At 72.5% G+C, this 23,152-nt stretch carries 23 protein-coding genes and 1 riboswitch; of the genes, 10 read left to right on the top strand and 13 right to left on the bottom strand.

Features of this window, described 5'->3' with window-relative positions; all coding sequences use genetic code 11:
* Nucleotides 1–21: 21 nt before the first annotated feature.
* On the bottom strand, nt 22–1,512 hold the full coding sequence (locus ACZ43H_RS23210; protein WP_464586747.1) for an APC family permease: 1,491 nt from the start codon (nt 1,510–1,512) through the stop codon (nt 22–24).
* Nucleotides 1,513–1,671: 159 nt separating this feature from the next.
* Between ACZ43H_RS23210 and ACZ43H_RS23205 the strand changes: the two genes are divergently transcribed.
* A complete protein-coding gene (locus ACZ43H_RS23205; protein WP_464586745.1) occupies nt 1,672–2,481 on the top strand; it encodes a lysostaphin resistance A-like protein in 810 nt (269 codons plus the stop codon).
* Nucleotides 2,482–2,496: 15 nt separating this feature from the next.
* On the opposite strand, the gene ACZ43H_RS23200 is transcribed toward ACZ43H_RS23205, so the two are convergent.
* The 6 genes from ACZ43H_RS23200 to ACZ43H_RS23175 form a co-directional block, all read right to left on the bottom strand.
* On the bottom strand, nt 2,497–2,772 hold the full coding sequence (locus ACZ43H_RS23200; protein WP_379184760.1) for a MoaD/ThiS family protein: 276 nt from the start codon (nt 2,770–2,772) through the stop codon (nt 2,497–2,499).
* 31 nt (nt 2,773–2,803) lie between these two features.
* Entirely contained in the window at nt 2,804–4,096 is a 1,293-nt protein-coding gene (gene thrC, locus ACZ43H_RS23195; protein ID WP_464586742.1) for a threonine synthase, read from the bottom strand.
* A 9-nt stretch (nt 4,097–4,105) separates the two neighbouring features.
* Nucleotides 4,106–4,249, bottom strand: a riboswitch (SAM riboswitch).
* Nucleotides 4,250–4,330: 81 nt separating this feature from the next.
* A complete protein-coding gene (gene lon / locus ACZ43H_RS23190; RefSeq protein ID WP_464586740.1) occupies nt 4,331–6,652 on the bottom strand; it encodes an endopeptidase La in 2,322 nt (773 codons plus the stop codon).
* Between the two features lie 140 nt (nt 6,653–6,792).
* Nucleotides 6,793–7,638: a trehalose-phosphatase gene (otsB, locus tag ACZ43H_RS23185; RefSeq protein ID WP_464586738.1), complete on the bottom strand. Its 846-nt coding sequence runs from the start codon at nt 7,636–7,638 to the stop codon at nt 6,793–6,795.
* A gap of 72 nt (nt 7,639–7,710) precedes the next feature.
* On the bottom strand, nt 7,711–8,217 hold the full coding sequence (locus ACZ43H_RS23180) for a LytR C-terminal domain-containing protein (protein WP_464586736.1): 507 nt from the start codon (nt 8,215–8,217) through the stop codon (nt 7,711–7,713).
* Nucleotide 8,218: 1 nt separating this feature from the next.
* Nucleotides 8,219–8,515 carry a DUF3263 domain-containing protein gene (locus tag ACZ43H_RS23175; RefSeq protein WP_379184768.1) on the bottom strand — a complete coding sequence of 99 codons (297 nt, stop codon included), beginning with the start codon at nt 8,513–8,515 and terminating at the stop codon, nt 8,219–8,221.
* Between the two features lie 143 nt (nt 8,516–8,658).
* Between ACZ43H_RS23175 and ACZ43H_RS23170 the strand changes: the two genes are divergently transcribed.
* Nucleotides 8,659–9,696, top strand: a complete 1,038-nt coding sequence (locus ACZ43H_RS23170) for a Gfo/Idh/MocA family protein (protein ID WP_464586734.1) — start codon at nt 8,659–8,661, stop codon at nt 9,694–9,696.
* 8 nt (nt 9,697–9,704) lie between these two features.
* Here ACZ43H_RS23170 and ACZ43H_RS23165 read toward each other — a convergent pair whose 3' ends face one another.
* The gene (locus ACZ43H_RS23165; RefSeq protein ID WP_464586732.1) at nt 9,705–10,340 is read right to left on the bottom strand and encodes a LuxR C-terminal-related transcriptional regulator; all 636 of its coding nucleotides are present in this window, start codon (nt 10,338–10,340) and stop codon (nt 9,705–9,707) included.
* A complete protein-coding gene (locus ACZ43H_RS23160; protein ID WP_464586730.1) occupies nt 10,331–11,662 on the bottom strand; it encodes a sensor histidine kinase in 1,332 nt (443 codons plus the stop codon). The genes ACZ43H_RS23165 and ACZ43H_RS23160 overlap by 10 nt, the downstream gene beginning before the upstream one ends.
* 148 nt (nt 11,663–11,810) lie before the next feature.
* Here ACZ43H_RS23160 and ACZ43H_RS23155 point away from each other — a divergent pair, with 148 nt between their 5' ends.
* The 8 genes from ACZ43H_RS23155 to ACZ43H_RS23120 all read left to right on the top strand — a co-directional run bounded on the left by ACZ43H_RS23155 (nt 11,811) and on the right by ACZ43H_RS23120 (nt 20,713).
* On the top strand, nt 11,811–13,250 hold the full coding sequence (locus tag ACZ43H_RS23155) for an alpha,alpha-trehalose-phosphate synthase (UDP-forming) (protein WP_464586729.1): 1,440 nt from the start codon (nt 11,811–11,813) through the stop codon (nt 13,248–13,250).
* 10 nt (nt 13,251–13,260) lie between these two features.
* Nucleotides 13,261–13,671 (top strand): GNAT family N-acetyltransferase, encoded by a 411-nt coding sequence (locus tag ACZ43H_RS23150; RefSeq protein ID WP_464586727.1) that lies wholly within the window; start codon nt 13,261–13,263, stop codon nt 13,669–13,671.
* 73 nt (nt 13,672–13,744) lie between these two features.
* Nucleotides 13,745–15,052 carry an alpha/beta fold hydrolase gene (locus tag ACZ43H_RS23145; RefSeq protein WP_464586725.1) on the top strand — a complete coding sequence of 436 codons (1,308 nt, stop codon included), beginning with the start codon at nt 13,745–13,747 and terminating at the stop codon, nt 15,050–15,052.
* Between the two features lie 228 nt (nt 15,053–15,280).
* The gene (locus ACZ43H_RS23140; protein ID WP_464586723.1) at nt 15,281–16,771 is read left to right on the top strand and encodes a flavin monoamine oxidase family protein; all 1,491 of its coding nucleotides are present in this window, start codon (nt 15,281–15,283) and stop codon (nt 16,769–16,771) included.
* Between the two features lie 91 nt (nt 16,772–16,862).
* The gene (locus ACZ43H_RS23135; protein ID WP_464585293.1) at nt 16,863–18,089 is read left to right on the top strand and encodes an IS30 family transposase; all 1,227 of its coding nucleotides are present in this window, start codon (nt 16,863–16,865) and stop codon (nt 18,087–18,089) included.
* 69 nt (nt 18,090–18,158) lie between these two features.
* Nucleotides 18,159–18,848, top strand: coding sequence for a uracil-DNA glycosylase (locus tag ACZ43H_RS23130; protein WP_464586721.1), 690 nt, complete (start codon nt 18,159–18,161; stop codon nt 18,846–18,848).
* A gap of 34 nt (nt 18,849–18,882) precedes the next feature.
* Nucleotides 18,883–19,875 (top strand): potassium channel family protein, encoded by a 993-nt coding sequence (locus ACZ43H_RS23125; RefSeq protein ID WP_464586719.1) that lies wholly within the window; start codon nt 18,883–18,885, stop codon nt 19,873–19,875.
* Nucleotides 19,876–19,951: 76 nt separating this feature from the next.
* Nucleotides 19,952–20,713 (top strand): dioxygenase family protein, encoded by a 762-nt coding sequence (locus tag ACZ43H_RS23120; protein WP_464586717.1) that lies wholly within the window; start codon nt 19,952–19,954, stop codon nt 20,711–20,713.
* 6 nt (nt 20,714–20,719) lie between these two features.
* Here ACZ43H_RS23120 and ACZ43H_RS23115 read toward each other — a convergent pair whose 3' ends face one another.
* The 4 genes from ACZ43H_RS23115 to ACZ43H_RS23100 form a co-directional block, all read right to left on the bottom strand.
* Nucleotides 20,720–20,938: a hypothetical protein gene (locus ACZ43H_RS23115; RefSeq protein WP_464586715.1), complete on the bottom strand. Its 219-nt coding sequence runs from the start codon at nt 20,936–20,938 to the stop codon at nt 20,720–20,722.
* Between the two features lie 338 nt (nt 20,939–21,276).
* Nucleotides 21,277–22,074, bottom strand: a complete 798-nt coding sequence (locus ACZ43H_RS23110; protein WP_464586713.1) for a cyanobactin maturation protease PatG family protein — start codon at nt 22,072–22,074, stop codon at nt 21,277–21,279.
* Complete coding sequence (locus ACZ43H_RS23105) at nt 22,071–22,307, bottom strand: hypothetical protein (protein ID WP_464586711.1); 237 nt, start codon at nt 22,305–22,307, stop codon at nt 22,071–22,073. The genes ACZ43H_RS23110 and ACZ43H_RS23105 overlap by 4 nt, the downstream gene beginning before the upstream one ends.
* Nucleotides 22,308–22,334: 27 nt before the next feature.
* Entirely contained in the window at nt 22,335–23,150 is an 816-nt protein-coding gene (locus tag ACZ43H_RS23100; RefSeq protein ID WP_464586709.1) for a S8 family serine peptidase, read from the bottom strand.
* Nucleotides 23,151–23,152: the final 2 nt, after the last annotated feature.

Raw genomic sequence — 23,152 nt, 5'->3', positions numbered from 1 at the left:
ACGTGCCGGACTATCCGTGGCTCAGGCCTGCACCTCGGCCTCGGCGGTGGACCGGGCCAGCACCGAGTTGCGGCGGCCGTAGAAGAAGTAGACACCGAGCCCGAGGACCAGCCAGACCAGGAACCGGATCCAGGTGTCCACGGCCAGGCTCGCCATCAGCGCCACGCACGAGAGGGCGGAGACGATCGGTAGCAGCGGCACCTGGGGGGTGCGGAAGGGGCGCTCCATCCGCGGCTCGGTACGCCGCAGCACAGCGACCGCGATCGACACCACGACGAACGCGAACAGGGTCCCGATGGAGACCATCTCGGCCAACGTGTCGAGCGGGACGAACGCCCCGAGCAGGCAGACGGCGATCGTCGTCACCAGGGTGATCCGGGTCGGGGTGCGGTACTTCGGGTGGATCTTGCCGATCGCCGGGGGCAGCAGCCCGTCACGGCACAGCGCGAAGCCGATCCGGCCCATCGCCACGATGTCGACGAGGATCACCGAGCTCAGCCCGGCGACGGCGGCCAGCCCGATCAGGAAGCCCGCCCAGCCGAGGCCGACCTGGTGGAAGGCGTCGGAGATCGGGGCGCCCTCGGAGAGGTCGGCGTAGTTGACCATGCCGGTCAGCACGAGGCAGACCAGGAGGTAGAGCGCGGTGCAGATGACGAGCGTGCCGATCAGGCCGCGCGGCATGTCCTTGCCAGGGTTCTCGGTCTCCTCGCCGAGGTTCGCGACCGCCTCGAAGCCGCTGTAGGCGAAGAACACGACCGCAGCCGCCACCAGGACACCCGCCACACCGAACGCGGTCGGGTCGATGCCGGTGGCCCACTGCCACAGCGGCTGCGCGAACCCGGTCGTGTCGTCGGCGGAGGGCTCGGACGGCGGGACGAACGGCATCAGGTTGGCGGACTTCATGAAGAACAGCCCGGCCACGATGACGAAGACGCAGACCGACACCTTGGTGACGACCAGGGCGTTGGTCACCCACTTCGACTCACGGATGCCGACGGCGGCGACCAGGCCGAGGACGGCCGCGATCAGGACCGCCCCGACGTTGAGGGGCGCGGACTCCCCGAACAGCCCGGTGGGCAGCCCGAGCGCGTCCTGCAGGTAGGCCGACCAGCCCCGGGCCACCACTGCCGCCCCGAGCGCGAACTCGAGGATCAGGTCCCAGGCGATGATCCAGGCGAAGATCTCGCCGATCGTCGTGTAGGCGTAGGTGTAGGAGCTGCCGGCCGTCGGCACCGCCGCGGCCAGCTCGGCGTAGCACAGGGCGGCGAGCATGCTCACGACACCGGCGATCAGGAACGAGATCACGATCGCGGGGCCCGCGTGGTTCTTCGCCTCGATCCCGGTCAGCGTGAAGATGCCCGTGCCGATCACGATCCCGATGCCGAACCCGGTCAGGTCCCGCGCGGAGAGCCGCTTGCTGAGCCCCGCCTCGTCCCCGTCGGCGGTGGGGTCGTTCTGGTGGATGACCGTCTGGACGGACTTGGTCCGCAGGATCGATTCCCGGAGAGACATGCGCAGACCCTAGCCACATGACGCCGGTCACGGCACGAGCGGACACCGGCCGGACGGCGTACGTCGGGCTGCCCGGAGGTCCATCGTCCCTGTTCGGCCCCGGCGCGCGCCCGCCAAGGTGGTTGAAACAGGCACCACCCGAAGGGCGAAGGAGTTCCGATGACCACGAGAGCGACAGCAAGGGTCGTACGACGACACCGCGTCGAGCCCTCGATCGGGATCGCGGTGGCGATGATCGCGGCCTACATGGTCGTGTTCAACGGCCTGCAGGTCATGGCCGGCATCGACTACACGGACTACGTCGACACCCCCGGCAACGTGTGGCGCGCCGTGGTGCTGCCGCTGGCCGCCGGAGCGGTGCTCCTGGTCGCTTTCGTCCTCTGGTCGGGCTGGGACACGGTCTGGCGCGACCCGGTCCGGCTCCCGATGACGTGGGTGCTGCGGACGGCTCCCCTGGTCTTCGCGACCGTCCTGGTCCTGCGGTTCGTCGGTGTGGACTGGGCCGGCCTGCCCGCCGACCTGTTCTGGCCGATCGTCCTCGGCGGCGTGCTGGTCGGCTTCTGCGAGGAGACCCTCTTCCGCGGCATCGTGCTGCGCTGCCTGCGCACCGGTGGACGCGCCGAGTCCGGTGCCGTGCTGGGGAGCAGCCTGCTCTTCGGCCTCTTCCACACCGGCAACCTGCTCTTCGGCCAGTCGGTCGGGGCGGTCGCCTTCCAGGTGGCCATGGCGACGATCGCAGGGGCGACGCTCTACCTGTTCCGTCGCTGGTCCGGCGTGCTCGTCGCAGGCATGGTCGCGCACGGCGCGTGGGACGCCTCGCTCTTCCTCGCCCAGGACCACGCGTTCGGGAACGCCTTCACCGACACCATCGGCCTCCTGGGCGTCTCGCTCGTGCCGCTGGTCAGCCTGGTGGCCCTGGTCGCGATCGTCCGCCGCGACCGCGACCTGGTCGTCGACACCGCCCCGTAGGTCCGGCGTCTCGCCTCAGCCGCCGGCGACCGCCGGGATGACCGAGATCTGGGTGCCGTCGGGGGTGGCGGTGTCGAGGTTCTCGAGGAACCGGACGTCGTCGTTGCCGACGTAGACGTTCACGAAGCGCCGCAGGTCGCCGCCCTCGTCGAGGATGCGGCCCTTGATGCCCGAGTAGTTCGCGTCGAGGTGCTCCAGCACCTCGGCGAGGGTGCCGCCCTCGGCGGTCACCTCGGACTCGCCGCCGGTGTAGGTGCGCAGGATCGTCGGGATCCGGACAGAAACGCTCATGGATGCATCCTCCTCGAGAGACGGGCGCCGGTCAGGCGATGCCGGTGGCGGCGAAAGCTGCGTACGACGGTTCGATGGTGGCCGCGGGGCCCACGGAGCCGGAGACGGCGTCCAAGGTCTTCAGGCCGTGGCCGGTGTTGATGACGACGGTGTCGAGCGTCGGGTCGAGCTGGCCGGTCTCGACCAGCTTCTTCAGGACGCCGACCGTGGTGCCGCCGGCGGTCTCGGTGAAGATCCCCTCGGTCCGGGCCAGCAGCACGATCCCCTCGCGGACCTCGTCGTCGGTGATGTCCTCGACGGCCCCACCGGTCTCCCGGCAGATGTCGAGGACGTAGACACCGTCGGCGGGGTTGCCGATGGCCAGGCTCTTGGCGATGGTGTCCGGCTTGACCGGGCGGATCGCGTCGACGCCGGCCTTGTAGGCCACCGAGACCGGGGAGCAGCCGGCGGCCTGTGCGCCGTACACCTTGTAGGGCTTGTCCTCGACCAGGCCGAGCCTGATCAGCTCCTGGAACGCCTTGTGCACCTTGGTGAGCTGCGAGCCGCTCGCGACCGGGATCACGATCTGGTCCGGCAGCCGCCACCCGAGCTGCTCGGCGATCTCGTAGCCCAACGTCTTGGAGCCCTCGGCGTAGAACGGCCGGACGTTGACGTTGACGAACGCCCACCCGTCCTCCTCGCCGGCGATCTCGGAGGCGAGCCGGTTCACGTCGTCGTAGTTGCCGTTCACGGCGACCAGGGACTCGGTGAAGACCGCGGAGTTGACCTGCTTGGGCTGCTCGAGGTTGCTCGGGATGAAGACGACGGTCTTGATGCCGGCCCGGGCGCCGGCGGCCGCCACCGCGTTGGCCAGGTTGCCGGTCGAGGGACAGGCGAAGACCTTGGAGCCGAGCTCGCGGGCGGCGCTGAGCGCGCAGGCGACCACGCGGTCCTTGAAGGAGTTCGTGGGGTTGGTCGAGTCGTCCTTGACCCACAGGTTGTCGATGCCGAGCTCGCGGCCCAGGTTGTCGGCCCTCAGCAGCCGGGTGAAGCCGGGCTCGGTGTTCGGGCTCTGCTCGATGTCGGTCGGCACCGGCAGCAACGCCTTGTACCGCCAGATGTTGCGGGGGCCTGCTTCGATCTCCTCGCGGGTCACGGCCGGGAAGTCGTAGGCGATCTCCAGGGGGCCGAAACACTCCGGACACGCGTAGTGGGGCCCGAGGTCGACCTGGTGCCCGCATTCGCGGCACGCGAGGGCCCGGGCGTTGCCGAAGGCACCCGCGCGGAGCCCCTGGCCCCGGTCCGTCTCGGTGGTGGATGCCTGCTCTGCGACGACGGCGCTCATGAAGTCTCCTCCTCATCTTCCCCGGGCGTCTCTCGCACCGGGCCGGAATTGGCACCGTTTCCGCGACCGCGTCCCGTCTGGACGGGGCGTGGGGGGCTCGCGGCGGTTGCCGGGACGTCACAGGGCCGTTCCCTCAGTCCCTCTCGATGAGCTGTGCCCAACTGTAGGCGAGCCGTCTCAGCATGTGCACATCACGTCCGCATGCTGGGCGACCCGCCCACGGCGTACGACGGGTCAGGCGGCGGCGCCCGCTCGCCCGACCTCCCCGGCCGGGGTCAGCGCGCCGCGCACGACGTCGAGGACGTCGCCGACCAGGTGCACGGTGACGGCCTCCCGGACGTCCTCGGGCACCTCGTCGAGGTCCGCCTCGTTGCGCCGCGGCAGGAACACCTCGGTGAGTCCGGCCCGCTGGGCGGCGAGCAGCTTCTGCTTCACCCCGCCGATCGGCAGCACCCGGCCGTTGAGGGTGACCTCGCCGGTCATCCCGACCTCCGAGCGGACCGGGCGACCGGTCGCCAGCGAGGTCAGCGCGGTCACCATCGTCACGCCCGCCGACGGGCCGTCCTTGGGCACCGCGCCCGCCGGAACGTGCACGTGGATCGCGCGGTCGAGGGCCGCCGGGTCCACCCCGAGGTCGGCGGCGTGCGCGCGCACGAACGAGAGCGCGATCTGCGCCGACTCCTTCATCACCTCGCCGAGCTGGCCGGTCAGGGTGAGCCCGGCCGGGCCGTCGTGGGCCGACGCCTCGATGAAGAGCACGTCGCCACCGAGCCCGGTCACGGCCAGGCCGGTCGCGACCCCCGGGACCGAGGTCCGCTCGTGCGACTCCGGGGTGAACCGGGCCCGCCCGACGAGGTCCTTGAGGTCTGCGACGTCGACGTCGACCCGCTCGGCGCCGGTGGCCAGCCTGGTGGCCGCCTTGCGCAGCGCCTTCGCGATGAGCCGCTCCATCTGGCGCACGCCCGCCTCGCGGGTGTAGCTGGCGGCCAGCTCGCGCAGGGCCGCGTCGGTGACCCTCACCTCGTCGGCGTCCAGCGCGGCCCGCTCGAGCTGCCGGGGCAGCAGGAAGTCGCGGGCGATGGCGACCTTGTCGTCCTCGGTGTAGCCGTCGAGGGTCACCAGCTCCATGCGGTCCAGCAGCGCCGACGGGATCTGCTCCACGACGTTGGCGGTCGCGATGAAGACCACGTCGGACAGGTCCAGGTCGAGCTCCAGGTAGTGGTCGCGGAAGGTGTGGTTCTGGGCCGGGTCGAGCACCTCGAGCAGCGCGGCCGCCGGGTCGCCCCGGTAGTCCGCGCCCACCTTGTCGACCTCGTCGAGCAGCACGACCGGGTTCATCGAGCCGGCCTCCTTGATCGCCCGCACGATGCGGCCCGGCAGCGCGCCGACGTACGTGCGTCGGTGGCCGCGGATCTCCGCCTCGTCGCGCACGCCGCCCAGCGCCAGCCGGACGAACTTCCGGCCGAGGGCACGGGCCACGGACTCGCCGAGCGAGGTCTTGCCCACACCGGGCGGGCCGGCGAGCAGGATCACCGCGCCGGAGCCCCGGCCGCCGACGACCTGCAGGCCGCGCTCGGCCCGGCGGGCGCGGACCGCGAGGTACTCCACGATCCGCTCCTTGACCTCCTCGAGGCCGTGGTGGTCGGCGTCGAGGACGGCCCGGGCCGCCGCGACGTCGGTGCTGTCCTCGGTGGTCACGCGCCAGGGCAGCTCGAGCACGGTGTCCAGCCAGGTGCGGATCCACGCGGTCTCGGGGCTCTGGTCGCTGGAGCGCTCCAGCTTGTCGACCTCCCGGAGCAGGGCCTCGCGGACCGCGTCGGGCACGTCGGCGGCCTCGACCCGGGCGCGGTAGTCGTCGGCCCCCTCGGGCTCGCCCTCGCCGAGCTCCTTGCGGATCGCGGCGAGCTGCTGACGCAGCAGGTACTCGCGCTGCTGCTTCTCCATCCCCTCGCGGACGTCCTCGCCGATCTTGTCGGTGAGCTCGGCCTCGGCGAGGTGGTCGCGGGTCCAGCCGATCAGCATCTCGAGCCGCTGCTCGACGTCGGGGTTCTCCAGCAGCTCGCGCTTGCGGTCATGGGAGAGGTACGGCGCGTAGCCGGCGGCGTCGGCGATGGCGCTCGGGTCGGTCATCTGGTGGACCGAGTCGATCACCTGCCAGGCCTCACGGCGCTGCAGGACTGCGACGACGAGCCGCTTGTAGTCCTCGGCCAGCTCGCGGGCCCGGTCGCTGAGGACCTCGGCGACCGGCTCGACCTCGACCCAGAGCGCCGCCCCGGGGCCGGTGACGCCGCTGCCGATGCGGCCGCGCTCCTCGGCCTTGAGCACGGCCGCGGCAGCGCCACCGCTGAACCGGCCGACGCGCTCGACGGTCGCGATCACGCCGTACGACGCGTAGCGGTCCTCAAGCCGCGGGGCGACGAGCAGTCGGCCCTCGTCGCCGGAGCGGGCCGCGTCGATGGCGGCCTGGGAGGCCTCGTCGAGCGCGATGGGAACGACCATCCCCGGCAGCACCACGAGGTCGGAGACGAACAGGACAGGCAGCTTGATGGCGGACATCGCGCCTCACTTCCACAGACTTGAGCGATGCCCACTCAACTCTCGAGGGGGCTGCGGTGTTCCGGGGACGAGGCCCTGTTCGTCGTGGGCGAACACGGCACCGCGGCTCGTTCTCCGCAGCCTGGGGACAGTCCGACGGGTCAGGCGCGCAGGTCGCGGGCGTCGGAGGCGAGCTGCCGCAGCAGGTCGAGGACCCCCTCGGGACCCTTCACCACGACGTCGGCGAGCGACACCAGCGAGCTCTCCTCGTCGGAGGCCGAGCAGACCAGCAGCGTCGGCATCCCGCCGCGCCGCAGCTCGGCGACCGCCTCGAACGCCTCGACGTCGCCGAGGTCGTCACCGGCGAACAGGAACGCGCCGGCCTCGAGGTCGCGGACCAGGGTCTCGACGACGACACCCTTGTGCATGCCCGGCGAGCGGACCTCGATGACGTTGCGGCCCGGCTCGACGGTGAGGTCGTGGCTGCCGGCCAGCTCCCGCACCAGCGGGAGGAGCCGGTCGAAGGCGCCCTGCGGGTCGGGCAGCCTCCGGGTGTGCACGGCGACCGCGAGGCCCTTGTCCTCCAGGTGCGCGTCGGCCGCGTCCGCGCGACGCAGGATCCTCGGCAGCTCGCGCAGGAACGTCGCGAGGCCCTGCGGGGGACGCGGCGAGACCACCCGCCGGTTGGTGGAGGACCAGCGCTCGTTGCCGTACTGCCCGAAGAGGTAGAGCTCCTTGCCGGCGTCGCCGACGGCGTTCCCGACCTCCTCGAGACCGCCGAGCGCCAGCGCCTGGCGCGCCGGCCGGCCGGTCACCACGGCCACGGCCAGCACCTGGCCGGCCAGGTCGACGAGCACCTCCGAGGCATCGGGGTGGATGTGCGCCTGCGCCGGGTCGTCGACGATCGGGGACAGGGTCCCGTCGAAGTCGAGACCGACCACGCAGGAGGGGGCGGCACGCACCAGGGCGGCGTACTGCTGCTCGCCCTCGGGAGAGGTGAACTCCATGGGAGACACCCAACCACGAACGGCGCCTGCCGTGCGCCCGGGGGCGATCGGCGCCCGGCCTCCGGCCGGGGCTCAGCCCAGCGGGCCGGTCAGGATGACGGTGAGCCGGTCGAGGCGCATCGGGTCGACCGCCGGGGCGGTCCGGTCGACGCCGAGGTCGAGCGCGAGCACCTTCGCGGCGGCCTTGAGCCGCTGCGGGTAGTAGACGGTGGTGGCCGGGATGGTGCCGTACCAGTTGTCGGAACCCACGACCTGCCAACCGGCGCCGGACGCGCGGGAGGCGACGCTCCCCGCCAGCCCGGTGATGCCGGAGTTGTTGTAGACCTCGACGTAGACCTTGTTGCGCACGACCGCGGGCGGCTCGGGCTTGATCGTCCGGGGCTTCTCGGGCGCCAGGGTCGGCTTGGCGCTCGGCTCGGCCGTGGGCTTCTCGGCGCGGGACACCGTCGTGACCTCGCGCTCGGTCGGCTCCCCGCCGCGGGTGGCGACGTAGGCGATGCCGGCCATGGCGACGGCGATGATGCTGAGCATCACCACCGGCGAGGGGAAGACCACGCCACGCTGGTCGCGCACGCGCATCTCAGACCTCGAAGCCGAGGCGGCGGGCGGAGCGCTGGCGCTGGCGGGCGGCACGCAGCCGGCGCAGCCGACGCACGAGCAGCGGGTCGGCCTCGAGGGCCTCGGGTCGGTCGATGAGCGCGTTGAGCACCTGGTAGTAGCGCGTCGAGGACATGTCGAACTTGTCCCGGACCGCGGTCTCCTTGGCGCCGGCGTACTTCCACCACTGACGCTCGAACTCGAGGATCTCCCGGTCGCGCTCGCTCAGGCTCGGCGTCGCGTCGGCCTCGTGGCCGTGCAGGGCGTTCGCGGCATCCATGCGCTGTCTCCCCGGGGGTGCTCTGGTGGTGGAGCATCAGTCTAGGTGACGAACCACAACGATGTCATTCGACCCCCGGGGCGAGTCGCGGTGCCGAAATGGGGCGGGCGGCGACGCCGCCCGGCCCGACTAGGGTCGTGGTCGTGGACGACACCGAGAGCGGGAACGAGATCGGCTGGGGGATCCTGGCCACCGGCAAGATCGCGCACAGCTTCGCCGAGGACCTCGCCCTGGTCCCCGGCGCCCGACTCGCCGCCGTCGGGTCGCGCAGGCCCGAGAGCGCCCGCGCCTTCGCCGACCGGTACGACGCCGCCGCGGCGCACGGCTCGTACGAGGAGCTGGTGGCCGACCCCGCCGTGGACGTCGTCTACATCGCCACTCCGCACGCCCTCCACCTCGACAACGCCCGGCTGGCGTTCGAGGCGGGCAAGCACGTGCTGTGCGAGAAGCCGCTGACCCTCACCGTGGGGGAGGCCGAGGAGATGGTCGCGCTCGCGCGCCGGCACGACCGGTTCCTCATGGAGGCGATGTGGACCGCCTGCCACCCGGTGGTCCGCCGGCTGGCCGAGGACGTCCGAGCGGGCCGGTTCGGGGCGCCCCGCCACCTGCACGCCGAGCTCGGCTTCCGGGTCGACGCGCCCCCGGAGGACCGGATGCTCAACCCCGCCCTCGGCGCCGGCGCGCTGCTCGACATGGGCATCTACCCGCTCACGATGGCCCACCTGCTGCTCGGGGAGGCCGAGGAGCTGCGCGCCGTCGCCCACCTCTCCCCCGACGGCATCGACCTCGACGTCGCGCTCACCGGCCGCTACGCCGGCGGTGCGCTGGCCACCATGACGGCCTCGATGACCTCGTGGTCCTCGCGCGCGGCGGCCCTGGCCACCGACGAGGGACGCATCGACGTCGATGACTTCCACCACCCGACGCGGGCGACGTTCACGCCGTACGCCGACGGCGGCTCGAACGACGTCGACGGGCGCAGCGAGCCGGTGCGGATCGAGGGCGACGAGCCGGTGCTCGGGCGCGGCTACGCCCACGAGATCGCCGAGGTGGGCCGCTGCCTGCGCGCGGGGCTGCGGGAGAGCCCGATGGTGCCGCACGCCCAGACGCTCACCCTGATGCGCCAGCTCGACGAGGTCCGCCGGCAGGTCGGCATCCGGTACGCCGCCGACGCGGGCTGAGCCCGGGCTCAACCCTGCCGGAGGTGTCGCAGCACCGCCTGGACCCGCCGGTGCGCTGCGTCGTCGGCGTGGAGCCCCAGCTTGGCGAAGATCCGCTGCGTGTGCTTCTCGACGCCGCCCTCGGAGACCGACATGGCGGCGGCGATCGAGGTGTTCGATCGCCCTTCGGCCATCAGCGCGAGCACCTCGCGCTCGCGCGGGGTCAGGTCCTCGAGCGGGTCTCGGCGCATCAGCTGGCGCACCACCTGCGGGTCCAGGGAGGTGCCGCCGTCGGCCACCACCTCCAGGGCCCCCAAGAAGGCGGCGACGTCGCTGACCCGGTCCTTGAGCAGGTAGCCGACGCCACCGTTCCCGGAGGCGAGCAGCTCGTCGGCGTACGACACCTCCACGTACTGCGAGAGCACCATGGTCCGAGCGTCCGGCCAGGAGCGACGGACCTCCACCGCAGCGCGCAGGCCCTCGTCGGTGTGGGACGGGGGCATCCGGACGTCGACCACGCAGACGTCGGGCCGCTCGCGCAGCGCGGCGACGACGAAGGCCGGCCCGTCACCGACCGCGGCGACCACCTCGTGGCCGGCCTCGGTCAGCAGCAGCTGCAGGCCCTCGCGCAACAGCACCGAGTCGTCGGCTAGGACTATCCGCACTGCATCTCCGCCCTGATCCTGGTCGGCCCACCTGCCGGGCTCGACACGGTGAGGGTGCCATCAGCGGCCCGGACCCGCTGCTCCAGGCCGGCCAGGCCGTGGCCCTTGCTGAGGTGCGCGCCGCCGACCCCGTCGTCCTCGACCTCGACCAGCAGCCGGCCGCCCGACACCACCACGGTGACCCGGGCCGCGGTGGCGGCGCTGTGCTTGGCGACATTGGTGAGCGCCTCGGAGACCACGAAGTAGACCGCCGTCTCCAGGTGTGGCTCGAGCCCGGCCGGCACGGCCACGGTCGCCTCCACCGGCACCTCCGAGCGGGCGAGGAGCTCCGTGAGAGCCGCCTCGAGGCCGCGGTCGACGAGGACCGGCGGCGCGATGCCCCGCGACAGCGCCCGCAGCTCGTCGACGGTCTCCCGGGCCAGCGACAGCGCCGAGTCCAGCGCGCCCGCCGCCCGCTCCGGGTCCTGCTCCAGCGCGTGCCGGGCGCGACCGAGGTCCATCGTCAGCCGCACCAGCCGCTGCTGCGGGCCGTCATGGATGTCCCGCTCGAGCCGACGCAGCGACTCCGCCTCGGCGACCCGGGCGGCGTCGCGCCCGCTCTCGACCCGGCGCACCTCGCGCTGCAGGTCAGCGCGGCTGGTGAGCAGCACCGACGCGAGGCTCCCGTGGACGACCGCCACGAGCCGGACCACCAGCGGGAGCGTGACCAGCGCCGCCACTCCGATCGCCAGGTTGAGCCAGATCTCGGGCGTGCGTCCCTCGCCCAGGCCGAGCAGGTCGGCCAGGGTCACGTCGTCCTCGCCGAACGGGACGAAGCGCTGCCAGATCCAGTAGGACAGCCCACCGGCCGCCAACGCCCACCAGGTCAGCGTCACGGCGAACGCCACGGTGCCGGTCGCGAGGCCGACCAGCGACCACACGACGTCCAGCCACGACTGCGGGTCGCGCAGCGGGGTCAGCATCCGGCGCCAGAAGCCGCTACCCGCCCGCGCGCACAGGTAGTCCGGCGTGGCGGCCGGCTTGCCCAGCATGGTGCGCAACCGCAGGCGCTCGACCCGGGCGAAGCCCCGAGCCACGAACACCGCCAGGGTCAGCAGCAGCACCCCGCCGACGATCACGAGGAGGCCGAGGCCGGTCGCGAGGAGGGTCACCGCGAGCACGAATGCCGGCAACGCCAGGAAGAACGCCGAGAGGGCGTAGCCGCTGTCCAGCAGCACCCGTCGTACGCCGTTGGGGCGCGCCGCGCGGGGGGCTGCGGCGGGCGGGGCACTGAGGGGGCTCATGGCGGGTTCCGGCTGCGTGAGGACGTGGGTCTGGGTCATGTCGGCAACGCTAGGAACGGCGCCGCCTGCGCAGGATCCTGCCAGCCCGACAGTCCTTGTCGGGCCAGCCCGACACCGGCTCGTCGCGAGCGTCCTGCTCCCTCCGGGGAGGACGTGCGGCTGGGCTCGACGCCCTAGGGTGTGGTGCGTGGCAACCTCCGGCTCCGCAGACCTCGTGATCGTCGCCAACCGGCTGCCCGTCGACAGGGTGACCCTGCCGGACGGCAGCTCCGACTGGCGCACCTCGCCCGGCGGCCTGGTGAGCGCGCTGGAGCCGGTGATGCGGGCCAACGACGGGACCTGGATCGGCTGGCCGGGCGGCGCCGACGAGGAGCACGAGCCCTTCGAGACCAACGGCCTGCACCTGGTGCCGATGACGCTCACGGCCCAGGAGGTGGAGTACTTCTACGAGGGCTTCTCCAACGCCACGCTGTGGCCGCTCTACCACGACCTCGTCGCCAAGCCGAGCTTCCACCGCGAGTGGTGGGACGCCTACGTGGCCGTGAACCGGCGGTTCGCCGCGAAGGCCGCAGAAGTCGCCTCGCAGGGGGCGACGGTCTGGGTGCACGACTACCAGATGCAGCTGGTCCCGCAGATGCTGCGCGAGCTGCGTCCCGACCTGCGGATCGGCTTCTACCTGCACATCCCGTTCCCCCCGGCCGAGCTCTTCCAGCAGCTGCCGTGGCGGCGCCAGCTCCTCGAGGGGCTGCTGGGCGCCGACCTGGTCGGCTTCCAGCTCAGCGGCGGCGCGCAGAACTTCGTGCGCCTGGTGCGCCAGCGGGTCGGGCACAAGACCCACCGCGACCTCGTTTACCTCCCTGACGGCCGCACGGTGCGTGCCGCGGCGTTCCCGATCTCGATCGACACCGAGGCCTACGAGGAGCTGGCCCGCTCCGAGGACGTCGAGAAGCGCGCCGCCGAGATCCGCGAGGTCCTCGGGAACCCGCGCCGGGTCTTCCTCGGTGTCGACCGGCTCGACTACACCAAGGGCATCTACGCGCGGCTGCGGGCATTCAGCGAGCTCATCATCGACGGCCACTTCGACGTCGAGGACGCGGTCTTCGTGCAGGTCGCGACGCCGTCGCGGGAGCAGGTGGAGCAGTACCGCATCCTGCGCGACGAGATCGACCGGCTGGTCGGCCACATCAACGGCGACCTCGGCCGGATCGGCCGCCCCGCCATCCACTACCTGCACGCCTCCTACCCGCGCGAGGAGATGGCGGCGTTCTACCGGGTCGCCGACATCATGGTCGTCACCCCATTCCGCGACGGCATGAACCTCGTCGCCAAGGAGTACGTCGCCTGCCGCTACGACAACGACGGCGCCCTGGTGCTCTCGGAGTTCGCCGGGGCCGCCGACGAGCTGCGCCAGGCCTGGCTGATCAACCCCTACGACATCAACGGCATGAAGTCGGCGCTGCTCGAGGCCTACGAGGCCGACGACAAGGAGCGGTCGCGGCGGATGAAGGCGATGCGCAAGACGGTGACCACCCACGACGTGGCCGCCTGGGCCGACAGCTTCCTCGGCGAGCTGGCCTCGGTGCGGCCCGACCACGGCAAGACCGTCCGCCCGGCCAAGCGGTCCTGACCGGGCCGCCGTGCTCAGCGTCTCCACCGACACCGCGCTGCTGGATCTCGACACGATCCACCGGTGGCTCTCGACCGACGCCTACTGGGCGCTGGGCCGGTCCCGCGAGGTCGTGGAGCGAGCGGTCGCGGGGTCGGTCAGCTTCGGGGCGTACGACGACGGGGTGCTGGTCGGGTACGCCCGGGTGGTGACCGACCGCGCCACCTTCGCCTGGCTCTGCGACGTCTACGTCGACCCGGCCCGGCGTGGCGAGGGGGTCGGGACGGCCCTCCTGGAGGCGGTGGCCGCCGAGATGTCGGCCTGGGAGGTCGGCCGGGCGCTCCTCGCGACCGCCGACGCCCACGACGTCTACGCCCGTTTCGGCTTCGCGCCCCTCGAGCAGCCCGAGCGCTGGATGGCGCGCACCTTCCGGCGCTCCTGAACCTCGGCGGTGTGGCCGAGACGACGCCGCTCGACCCTGCCCCGGCCCGGGGACGTTCGGGTACTTTTCGCCCATGGATCTGATCCCGAAGCCCGATCAGGTCGTCTCTGCCGCCAGCAACGTCGCTCACAAGGTGTTGTACGGCGGCCTGGCCGATCTCCGTCCGATGCCACGCACGCTCATCGACGACGGGACGCTGCGCGAGGTCTACCACTACCGCCCCTCCGGCAAGGTCAAGGAGCAGGGCGACCCGGTGCTGCTGGTGACCCCGCTGGCGGCCCCCGCGATCTGCTACGACCTGCGCCGCGGCTGCTCGCTGGTCGAGCACCTGGTCGGCGCCGGCCGGCCGACGTACCTCGTGGAGTACGGCCAGGTCTCCTTCCGGGACCGGGGCCTGGGCATGGAGCACTGGATCGACGAGGTCGTCCCGACCGCGATCCGTGAGGTCTCCGCGCACGCCGGCGGCCGGCCGGTGCACGTGGTCGGCTGGAGCCTCGGCGGGATCTTCGCGATGCTGACCGCCGCCGACCAGCCCGGGCTGCCGATCGCGTCGCTGACGGTCGTGGGCTCGCCCGTCGACATCAAGCAGGTGCCGCTGGTGGCGCCGCTGCGGCCGCTGCTGAATCTCACCGACGGCCGGGGCGGGATCACCCGCACCTACCAGGCCCTGGGCGGCGCGCCGAAGCCGTTGGTGCGCTGGGCCTTCCAGCTCTCGTCGTTCCAGAAGCTGGTCACCAAGCCGGTCGCGGTCGCCACGCACCTCGACGACACCGACTTCCTGGCCCAGCTCGAGGCCGTGGACCGGTTCACCGACAACATGATCGCCTACCCGGGCCGGACCTTCGGCCAGCTCTACCACCGCTTCGTGAAGGGCAACGCGCTCGTCACCGGGTCGATGGAGCTCGGCGGCCGGACGATCTCGCTGGCCGACATCACCGCCCCGGTGCTGGTCTTCGGCGGCTCCACCGACGGCATCGCCCCCGCTCCCTCGGTCAAGGCGGTCGTGCCGCTGCTGACCGGGGCGAAGGACGTGCGCTTCGAGATCGTCCCCGGCGGCCACCTCGGCATGCTGACCGGGCGCCGGGCGCGCACGAGCACCTGGCAGGTGCTCGACGAGTGGGTCGCCCAGTGGTCCAGCGACGCCGAGGGCGTGCCGACGCCGACGGCGAAGAAGGCCGCCAAGAAGGCCGCGAAGAAGTCCGCACCGAAGAAGTCCGCCTCCGGGAAGGCCGCGAAGGCAGGCACGCCGGCCGCCGCGAAGAAGCCGGCCCAGAGGACAACACAGAAGAAGGCAGCCCCGAAGACGGCGTCACCGGACGCGATCGGCTCGAACCCGTCGCGGCGGTACGGCTCCGGCGGCTCACGCGCCCTCTCCCGCTGACCCGTCGCTGCTTCACGCCTGACGACGCCGACCCGTCGCAGCTTCACGCCTGACGACGCCGACCCGTCGCAACTTCACGCTTGAGGACGCCGACCCGTCGCAGCTTCACGCCTGACGACGCCGACCCGTCGCGGCTTCACGCGCTGGGTCGGCGTGTCCCCTTGGCCTAACCTCGCGCGCTCCCCGGCGTTGGACCGGTGTCCCCGGACCCCTGCCCCAGGAGCCGACATGACCGACCCGTACCTGTCCCGCCGCATCCTGCTGGGTGGCATCGCCGCCGGCGGGCTCGCCGTGGGGACCGGCACCCTGACCGGGCTCGACAGCGCGGCAGCGTCGCTGCAGGGCTCGCTCCCCCGGCACGTCGACGTCGTGGTCGTCGGCGGCGGCATCTCCGGGCTCGTGGCGGCGCGCGAAGTCGCCCGGAAGGGTCAACGGGTGCTGCTCGTCGAGGCCCGCGACCGCGTGGGCGGGCGCGTGCTGAACCACCACCTCCGCGGGGGCGCGACCATCGAGTCCGGCGGCGCGTTCATCGGCCCCACGCAGACGCACATCGCGGCGCTGGCCCAGGAGCTCGGCGTACCGACGTTCCTCGAGCACGACACCGGCAAGAGCGTCTACGTCTCCTCCACCACCGGCCGGACGGAGTACTCCGGCACGGTCCCGCCGGACGCGACGATCCTCGCGGACGCCGCGGTCCTGCTGCAGCGCATCGACCGCTACGCCGCCGAGATCGCGGTCGACGCCCCGTGGACGCACCCGAACGCCACGGAGTGGGACGCGATGACGCTCGGCGAGTTCATCCGCCGCAACGCGGTCAACGCCACGGGGGTGGAGAACCTCATCCGCTGCTGGACCCAACCCGGCTTCGGCGCCGACCCCGGCGAGCTGTCGTTCCTCTACGTGCTCTGGTACGTCGCCTGCTCGGGCGACGAGGACCACGTCGGCACCTTCTCGCGGAACTCCGACACCGCCGGCGGCGCGCAGGAACGGCGCTTCGTGGGCGGCTCGCAGCTGGTCCCACTCCGGCTCGCCCGTCTCCTCGGCGACGTCGTGGCGCTGTCCGCCCCGGTGCACAGGATCGAGCAGCGGGACCACCACGCGGTGGTGCACACGGGCCGTGGCACGGTCACGGCGAAACGGGTCATCGTGGCCGCGCCCCCGCCGCTGGTGCTCGACATCGACTGGTTCCCCCGGCTTCCGGTCCGACGCCAGCAGCTGCTGCGGCACCTCGACATGGGGCAGCTGATGAAGTGCGACGCGGTCTACGAGAGGCCGTTCTGGCGCGAGGCCGGGCTCAGCGGCTTCGGCATCAGCGACTCCGGTGCGGTGCGGGCCGCGTTCGACAACTCCCCGAGGTCGGGTGCCCCCGGCGTGCTCCTGGCGTTCGTCGGCGGCAGCACCTGGCGGACGTACGGCGTGCAGTCGCGCGCCCAGCGGCGCCGCGCGGTGCTCGAGGGCTTCGCGGCGATGTTCGGCGAGCAGGCGCTGCACCCCGTCGACTACGTGGAGCACGACTGGACCCGCGAGGCGTGGACGCGGGGCGGGCCGGTGGCCAACTACGCGCCCGGCACCATGGTGCAGCTCGGCCGCGCGATCCGGCGACCGTTCGGCCGGGTGCACTGGGCCGGCACCGAGACCTCGACGTACTGGACCGGCTACATGGACGGCGCGGTGCGTGCGGGTGAGCGGGCCGCGGCCGAGGTGCTGGCCCGTGCATGAGTCACCGGTGAACCGGCGACTCATGACGTTCTCAGCCGTTGCATCGGCTTGATGTCTAGCGGTGAGTGCGACACCTGAGGAGGTGTCGCACATGGCCGGTGGTCGCCCGCCGTTCCCACGAGAGGTTCGTCGTCGGTTCTGGCTCGGGATCGCGGCCGGGCTGGGGCGGTACGACGCGGCCGTGGCCGCGGGCGTGTCGCGGGCCTCGGCGGATCTGTGGTTCAGCCAGCGTGGCGGGGTGATCCCAGCCAATGCCCGGTCCTACGGCTCACCGGCGAGGTCGCCCGCCCCGCAGGGTCGGCGATTGTCGATGTCAGATCGGGAAGAGATCGCCCACTTGGGTGCCGCCGGGCTCACCCCCACCCAGATCGCGGAGGAGATCGGGTTCGACCGCTCCACGGTCTACCGCGAGCTGAACCGTGGACGTACGCCGTCGGCCCGATACCGTGCCAGTGTTGCCCAGGCCCGGGCCGACGAGCGGGCCCAGCGCCCCAAGCCGGCCAAGCTGGCGACCAACCTGCGGTTACGGCGTGAGGTCCAAGACCGGCTGGCCCGCAACCACAGCCCCCGGCAGATCGCCCGGCGGCTGCGGGTGGACCTTCCCGACGATCCGGAGATGTGGGTGTCGCACGAGACGATCTACCAGGCGCTCTACGTGCAGTCCCGGGGCGGGCTGAGGCGCGAGCTGGCCAAGCACCTGCGCACCGGCCGGACGCTGCGCAAGCCGCAACGCCACCGCGAGGGACAGCAGCGACGGGCACCCCGATTCCCGGGCATGGTGATGATCAGCGAACGACCCCCCGAGGTCGCCGACCGGGCGGTGCCCGGCCACTGGGAGGGGGACCTGATCATGGGCAAGGACAACGCCTCCGCGATCGGCACCCTGGTGGAACGAACGACCCGGTTCGCGATGCTGCTGCACCTGCCGACCGGCTGGGACGCCGAGGTCGTCGCCGAGGCCATGATCGCGAAGATGCTCACACTGCCCGACCAGCTGCGCCGCTCGCTGACCTGGGACCAGGGCAAGGAGATGGCCAGCCACGCCCGGATCGCCCTCGCGACCGGCCTGGATATCTACTTCTGCGACCCCCACTCACCCTGGCAGCGCGGCTCCAACGAGAACACCAACGGGCTCCTGCGCCAGTACTTCCCCAAGGGCACCGACCTGTCCTTCTGGGGGCCCGGCTACCTCGACACCGTCGCCGCCGAGCTCAATGGCCGTCCCCGCGAGACCTTGAGCTGGGCCACCCCGGCCGAAGCGCTCGACCGGCTACTCTCAGACCCCAACAAACCAGGTGGTGTCGCACTCACCGGTTGAAATCACCCGGCTGAGAACGTCAGGAACCACCGGTGAACCGGTGACTCCGACACCGCTACCGTGACCGCCATGAGCGCGCTGGCAGGCCTGGTCGACCGCGGACTGATGGCCCCGGACTGGGCCGAGGCGCTGGCGCCGGTGGACGAGCGGGTCGCAGCGATGGGCCGGTTCCTGCGTGACGAGATCGCGGCGGGGCGCAGCTACCTGCCGGACGGCGACCGGATCTTCCGCGCGTTCCAGCGCCCCTTGGCCGACGTGCGCGTCCTAGTGGTCGGCCAGGACCCCTACCCGACGCCCGGGCACCCGATCGGGCTGAGCTTCGCCGTCGACGCCCACGTCCGGCCGATTCCCCGCAGCCTCACCAACATCTACACCGAGCTGCGCTCCGACCTCGGCATCGAGACACCCGCACACGGTGACCTCACCGCCTGGGCCGACCAGGGCGTGATGCTGCTCAACCGCGCCCTCACGGTCCGGCCCGGCGAGGCGGCGAGCCACCGCGGCCGCGGCTGGGAGGAGGTCACCGAGTGCGCCATCCACGCGCTCGTACGCCGCGGCGGACCGCTGGCCGCGATCCTCTGGGGCCGCGACGCCCAGGGGCTCCGGCCGATGCTCGGCGCCGTGCCGTCGGTGCAGTCCGCGCACCCCTCGCCGCTCTCGGCGAGCCGCGGCTTCTTCGGCTCCCGACCCTTCAGCCGGGTCGACCAGCTGCTCCTCGACCAGGGCGGCAGCCCCGTGGACTGGCGACTTCCGGCCTAGGGACGGCAGGCCGACGGCCCGCTACGGTCACGGCGTGAGCAGTGTCCGCCGCATCGTCGTCGCGCTGACCGCGCTGGTCGCGGTCACCGTGTTCGGCACGGTGGGCTACCTGCTCCTGGGCTTCACGCTGCTCGAGGCGGTCTACCAGACCGTCACCACGGTCGCCACCGTCGGCTTCCGGGAGGTCCGGCCGCTCACCACGGCCGGGATGGTCTTCACGATCGTGCTGATCGTCGTGGGCGTCGGCACCGTCCTCTACAACCTCGGCGTGCTGCTCGAGACCGTCACCGAGGGCCAGCTCCGCCAGCACCTGGAAAGGCGACGCATGGACACACGCATCGCAGCCCTGCGCGGGCACGTGATCATCTGCGGCTACGGCCGCGTCGGCCGCGCGGCGACCGACTTCCTCGCCTCCGCCGGGCACGAGGTCGTGGTGGTGGACACCGACCCGGCCCGCCTCGCGGACCTGCCCGAGGGCGTGGCCCACCTCGTCGGGGACGTCACCGAGGACCGGACGCTCCGGGAGGCGGGGATCGAGCACGCCCGCGCGGTCGTGGTCGCGCTCGACACCGATGCCGACACGGTCTACGCCACCCTCTCCGCGCGGGCGATGCGGCCCGACGTGGTCATCGTGGCCCGGGCCCGGACGACCGGATCCAAGACCAAGCTGCAGCTCGCCGGCGCGACCCGGGCCGTCAACCCGCAGCGGATCGGCGGGCGGCGGCTGGCGGTGTTCGCCCTGCAGCCCGACGTCGCGGAGTTCTTCGACGTGGTGATGCACGACGAGAGCGTCGACTGGCGGGTCGAGCAGGTGCCGGTCGCGGCCGGCTCCGGCGCGGCCGGGCAGCCGATCGGCGCGCTGCGGCTGCGGGAGCGGACCGGCGCGCTGCTCCTCGCCGTACGCCGCTCGGCCGACGACGTGCTCGTCCCCAACCCGCCCGACGACCTGGTCGTCCCGGCCGGCGCGGTGCTCATCGCGCTCGGGACCCAGGCGCAGCTGGACGCCCTACTCTTCCTGACCCGGTGATCGCGAGGGGTGGACGGCGCCTCCCCGATGGAATAAAGTTCAAACTTCAACCATTGGAGTCAGTGTGAACGATCGCATGCCCGCCCTCTACATCGGCCACGGCGCCCCGCCACTCCTCGACGACCCCACGTGGTCCGGCCAGCTCGCCGCCTGGGCCGCCGACCTCCCACGCCCGAAGGCGATCCTCATCGTCAGCGCGCACTGGGAGTCGGCGCCGGTGAGCCTGAGCGCCAGCGGCGCCCCACTGGTCTACGACTTCGGGGGCTTCGACGCGAAGTACTACCGGATGACCTACGAGACGCCGGACGCGACCGCGCTCGCGGAGCGGATCGCGAAGCTGATGCCGGCCTCCGAGCCGGTGCACCAGCACGCCAGCCGTGGGCTCGACCACGGTGCGTGGGTCCCGCTGAAGATCATGTACCCGGCCGGCGACGTGCCGGTGCTGCAGATGTCGCTGCCCACCCACGACCCGGTGCGCCTGATGAAGCTCGGCGAGCGACTGCGTCCGCTGCGCGACGAGGGCGTGCTGATCATCGGCTCGGGCTTCCTGACCCACGGGCTGCCGTTCCTCACCTCGTGGCGGCTGGACGCCGAGGCGCCCGGCTGGTCCAGCGACTTCGACGCCTGGGCCGCCGACGCGCTGGCCCGCGGCGACGTCGACGAGCTCGCGAGCTACCGTGCCCACGCCCCCGGGATGCCGTACGCCCACCCGACGGTCGAGCACTACACGCCGCTGTTCGTCACCCTCGGCGCCGCGACCGACCCCGAGGAGCCGGGCATCCAGGTGATCGACGGCTTCTGGCTGGGCCTGTCGAAGCGGTCGCTGCAGGTGGCCTGAGGGCGGCTAGCAGCAGACCAGGCGCCCGTTGACGACCTGGCAGCACGGGCACGTGCAGGTCGTCACGGGTGCGAGGTCGTCGCCCGTCCGGCCCAGGGCCGTCTGGCCGCTGGCGTCGTACCGCTGCTGCGGCACCGCTCCCGCGGTGCTGCCGGCGCGCGGCCGTCCTGCGCGCGGGCGCCCGCTCGCCTGGAGCGACGCCTCGGCCGTGAACATGGGGATCACGAGTCCCACCTCCGGTTCTGTCTTCGATGGTGGCGCCGCGGGGGCGCCGGAGCTCAGCAGCAGGACAGGCAGGTCGACAGCCCGAGGAACCCGCACCCGTGGGTGATGCAGCACGGGCAGGCGCAGGCCGCGGTGGGGGTCTCCCCCCAGCCGAGCCCCTCGTCCCCGCCCCGCCCCAACGTCATCCGCTCCTGTGCGTACGCGCCCGCCCGGCGAGCCTGCCCCGGCCTCGCCGACCAGCTCGCCGACCAGCTCGCCCGGTCGAGGCCGGAGTCGTCCGACCGTGTCCGCAGGGTCTGGCCTGCCGTGAATCCTGGAATCATGGTCCTGCCTCCTCATCAGTGCCCGAACCAGGGGGCGAGCTTGGCGACGAGGAACGGGAACTCCTCCGTCACGTCGGTGCGCACCCCCCACTGCTCGGTCACGTCGGTCTGTCGGTGCGTGTAGGTGAAGACGACGTCGACGACGGTGCGCACCGTGCTCAGCGGTGAGGGCAGCACGTCGACGGAGCTCAGCGAGTAGTCCCGGGCGTGCATCGCGGCGGCGCGTGCGTAGATGGCGTCGTACCGCACGGCGAGGTAGTTCAGCGCCCGGTCCCGGTCCGTCGCGCCGGTGTTGTCGGCGATCTGGACCATGCGCGTGAACAGCTCCTCGGCCGTCGGTTCGAACGCGTCACGGCTGGTGCCCTCCGGGACCGGGATCGCGCCGACCAGGGAGTCGACGTCGAAGGAGTACAGCTGGTCGAAGACCACGATCGGCACCGTCAGCCCGTTGCACGCGGTGGGAGGCGCGAGCGGCCCCTGCACCCCGATCACGACATCGATGTCGGTCGCGCGCGGCGCCGGTCGGGCGGCGTCGAGCAGCAGGTCGATGTCGTCGGGGTAGCGCGGCGCGAGGATGTAGGTGTCCAGGCCCTCGATGCTCAGCACCCAGCACACCTGCCTCGCGATGTAGCGGTTGGCGCGCAGGACGCTCTCGACGACCTGTCGGTCGGTCAGGTCGGCCTCCCGCTCGGTGCGCCCGGTGGCCTGGAGGAACTCCTTCTCGACGCCCAGCGAGGGGAACCTCGGCTGGATGCGACCGAGCGCGTAGACGTACGACGCGGTCTGCTCGGCCTGCTGGGTGTCCGTCGTCATGGGGTGCCTCCCGGGGCGCGGTTGCGGCCCGCCGGGGCGAAGGCCAGCCACTGGTTCAGGACCGCGGACCGTCTCAGGCAGCCGCCGCAGGGGCGGACGCCCATGGCCGACGTCGCCCGGCCGATGGCGTCACCCAGCCCGACCTCGTCGTCGGAGATGAACCCGGGCATCCGGACCCGGTGGCGTGCCCGGCCCCGGTCCGGGTCGGCGCCTCGATCGTCGTGCTCAGCCACGGTTGCTCCCTTCGGTCGCGGCCGCGCTCAGGCGGCACTCTCCATGCGTCGGTACGCCGAGCCGGCGTCGAGCAGCGGCGGGACGGTGCTGCGTCGCCGGCCGGGCGAGCCGACGAGCGCCTGTCGCAGCTCGGCCGCCGGGGCGGTCGGGAACGCCGACCAGACCAGCGCCGCCGCGCCCGACACGATCGGGGCCGCGAAGCTCGTCCCGGTGACCCGGGCGGGCCGGCCTGACCGGCGCAGCGTGGCGATGTCCTCCCCCGGCGCTCCCAGTCCCCTGACCCCGACGGAGTGGGCGAGGTGTGCGCCGCCCAGTGGCGCGCCGTCCCGGCCGTACGCCGCGACCGGGATCACCCACGGGTGGCGGGTCAGCACCGACCCGCCGACCCGGCTCTCGTTGCCGGCGGCGGCCACGACGAGGACCCCGCGCTCCGCGGCGCGGCCGACGGCCTCCTCGACCCGCCGCTCCCCGTCGAGGCTGCGTCCCTGCAGGCCCAGGCTCACGTTCACGATGTCCGCCCCCGCGTCGACGGCGGCCAGCAGGGCGTCGGCCAGCGCCTCGTGTGTCGCCCGCGGCACGGCCGGGTCGCCCCGGTCCTCCAGCACCGGGTGCACCGCCAGCGTGCAGTCGGGGCAGATCCCGGGAGCGGGACCGGACCGGGAGCCCATCATGATCGCGGCCACCCGGACGGCGTGGGCCCGGGCCCGGCGTACCGCCGCCCCTGCGGGGTCGTCGGGCGTCGCGCCGCGGATGCTGCGGTTCTCGAGCGCGGGGACGTCGGGGGCGAGCGGGCCGTCGATCAGCGCGACCGTCACCGAGGGTCGCCCGGCCGTGCGCTCCATCA

The organism is Nocardioides sp. DN36 (genome assembly GCF_055380375.1).
Note: the sequence above shows the minus strand (reverse complement) of the source record. Positions and strands in the feature narration are given on the sequence as shown.

What these genes read in the sequence shown, in the direction of transcription:
- ACZ43H_RS23180 (WP_464586736.1), bottom strand. Translation starts at nt 8,217, where the DNA reads ATGCGCGTGCGCGACCAGCGTGGCGTGGTCTTCCCCTCGCCGGTGGTG.
- thrC (WP_464586742.1), bottom strand. Translation starts at nt 4,096, where the DNA reads ATGAGCGCCGTCGTCGCAGAGCAGGCATCCACCACCGAGACGGACCGG.
- ACZ43H_RS23100 (WP_464586709.1), bottom strand. Translation starts at nt 23,150, where the DNA reads ATGGAGCGCACGGCCGGGCGACCCTCGGTGACGGTCGCGCTGATCGAC.
- ACZ43H_RS23145 (WP_464586725.1), top strand. Translation starts at nt 13,745, where the DNA reads ATGGATCTGATCCCGAAGCCCGATCAGGTCGTCTCTGCCGCCAGCAAC.
- ACZ43H_RS23175 (WP_379184768.1), bottom strand. Translation starts at nt 8,515, where the DNA reads ATGGATGCCGCGAACGCCCTGCACGGCCACGAGGCCGACGCGACGCCG.
- ACZ43H_RS23200 (WP_379184760.1), bottom strand. Translation starts at nt 2,772, where the DNA reads ATGAGCGTTTCTGTCCGGATCCCGACGATCCTGCGCACCTACACCGGC.
- ACZ43H_RS23160 (WP_464586730.1), bottom strand. Translation starts at nt 11,662, where the DNA reads ATGACCCAGACCCACGTCCTCACGCAGCCGGAACCCGCCATGAGCCCC.
- ACZ43H_RS23110 (WP_464586713.1), bottom strand. Translation starts at nt 22,074, where the DNA reads ATGACGACGGACACCCAGCAGGCCGAGCAGACCGCGTCGTACGTCTAC.
- otsB (WP_464586738.1), bottom strand. Translation starts at nt 7,638, where the DNA reads ATGGAGTTCACCTCTCCCGAGGGCGAGCAGCAGTACGCCGCCCTGGTG.
- lon (WP_464586740.1), bottom strand. Translation starts at nt 6,652, where the DNA reads ATGTCCGCCATCAAGCTGCCTGTCCTGTTCGTCTCCGACCTCGTGGTG.
- ACZ43H_RS23210 (WP_464586747.1), bottom strand. Translation starts at nt 1,512, where the DNA reads ATGTCTCTCCGGGAATCGATCCTGCGGACCAAGTCCGTCCAGACGGTC.
- ACZ43H_RS23130 (WP_464586721.1), top strand. Translation starts at nt 18,159, where the DNA reads ATGAGCGCGCTGGCAGGCCTGGTCGACCGCGGACTGATGGCCCCGGAC.
- ACZ43H_RS23140 (WP_464586723.1), top strand. Translation starts at nt 15,281, where the DNA reads ATGACCGACCCGTACCTGTCCCGCCGCATCCTGCTGGGTGGCATCGCC.
- ACZ43H_RS23135 (WP_464585293.1), top strand. Translation starts at nt 16,863, where the DNA reads ATGGCCGGTGGTCGCCCGCCGTTCCCACGAGAGGTTCGTCGTCGGTTC.
- ACZ43H_RS23120 (WP_464586717.1), top strand. Translation starts at nt 19,952, where the DNA reads ATGCCCGCCCTCTACATCGGCCACGGCGCCCCGCCACTCCTCGACGAC.
- ACZ43H_RS23205 (WP_464586745.1), top strand. Translation starts at nt 1,672, where the DNA reads ATGACCACGAGAGCGACAGCAAGGGTCGTACGACGACACCGCGTCGAG.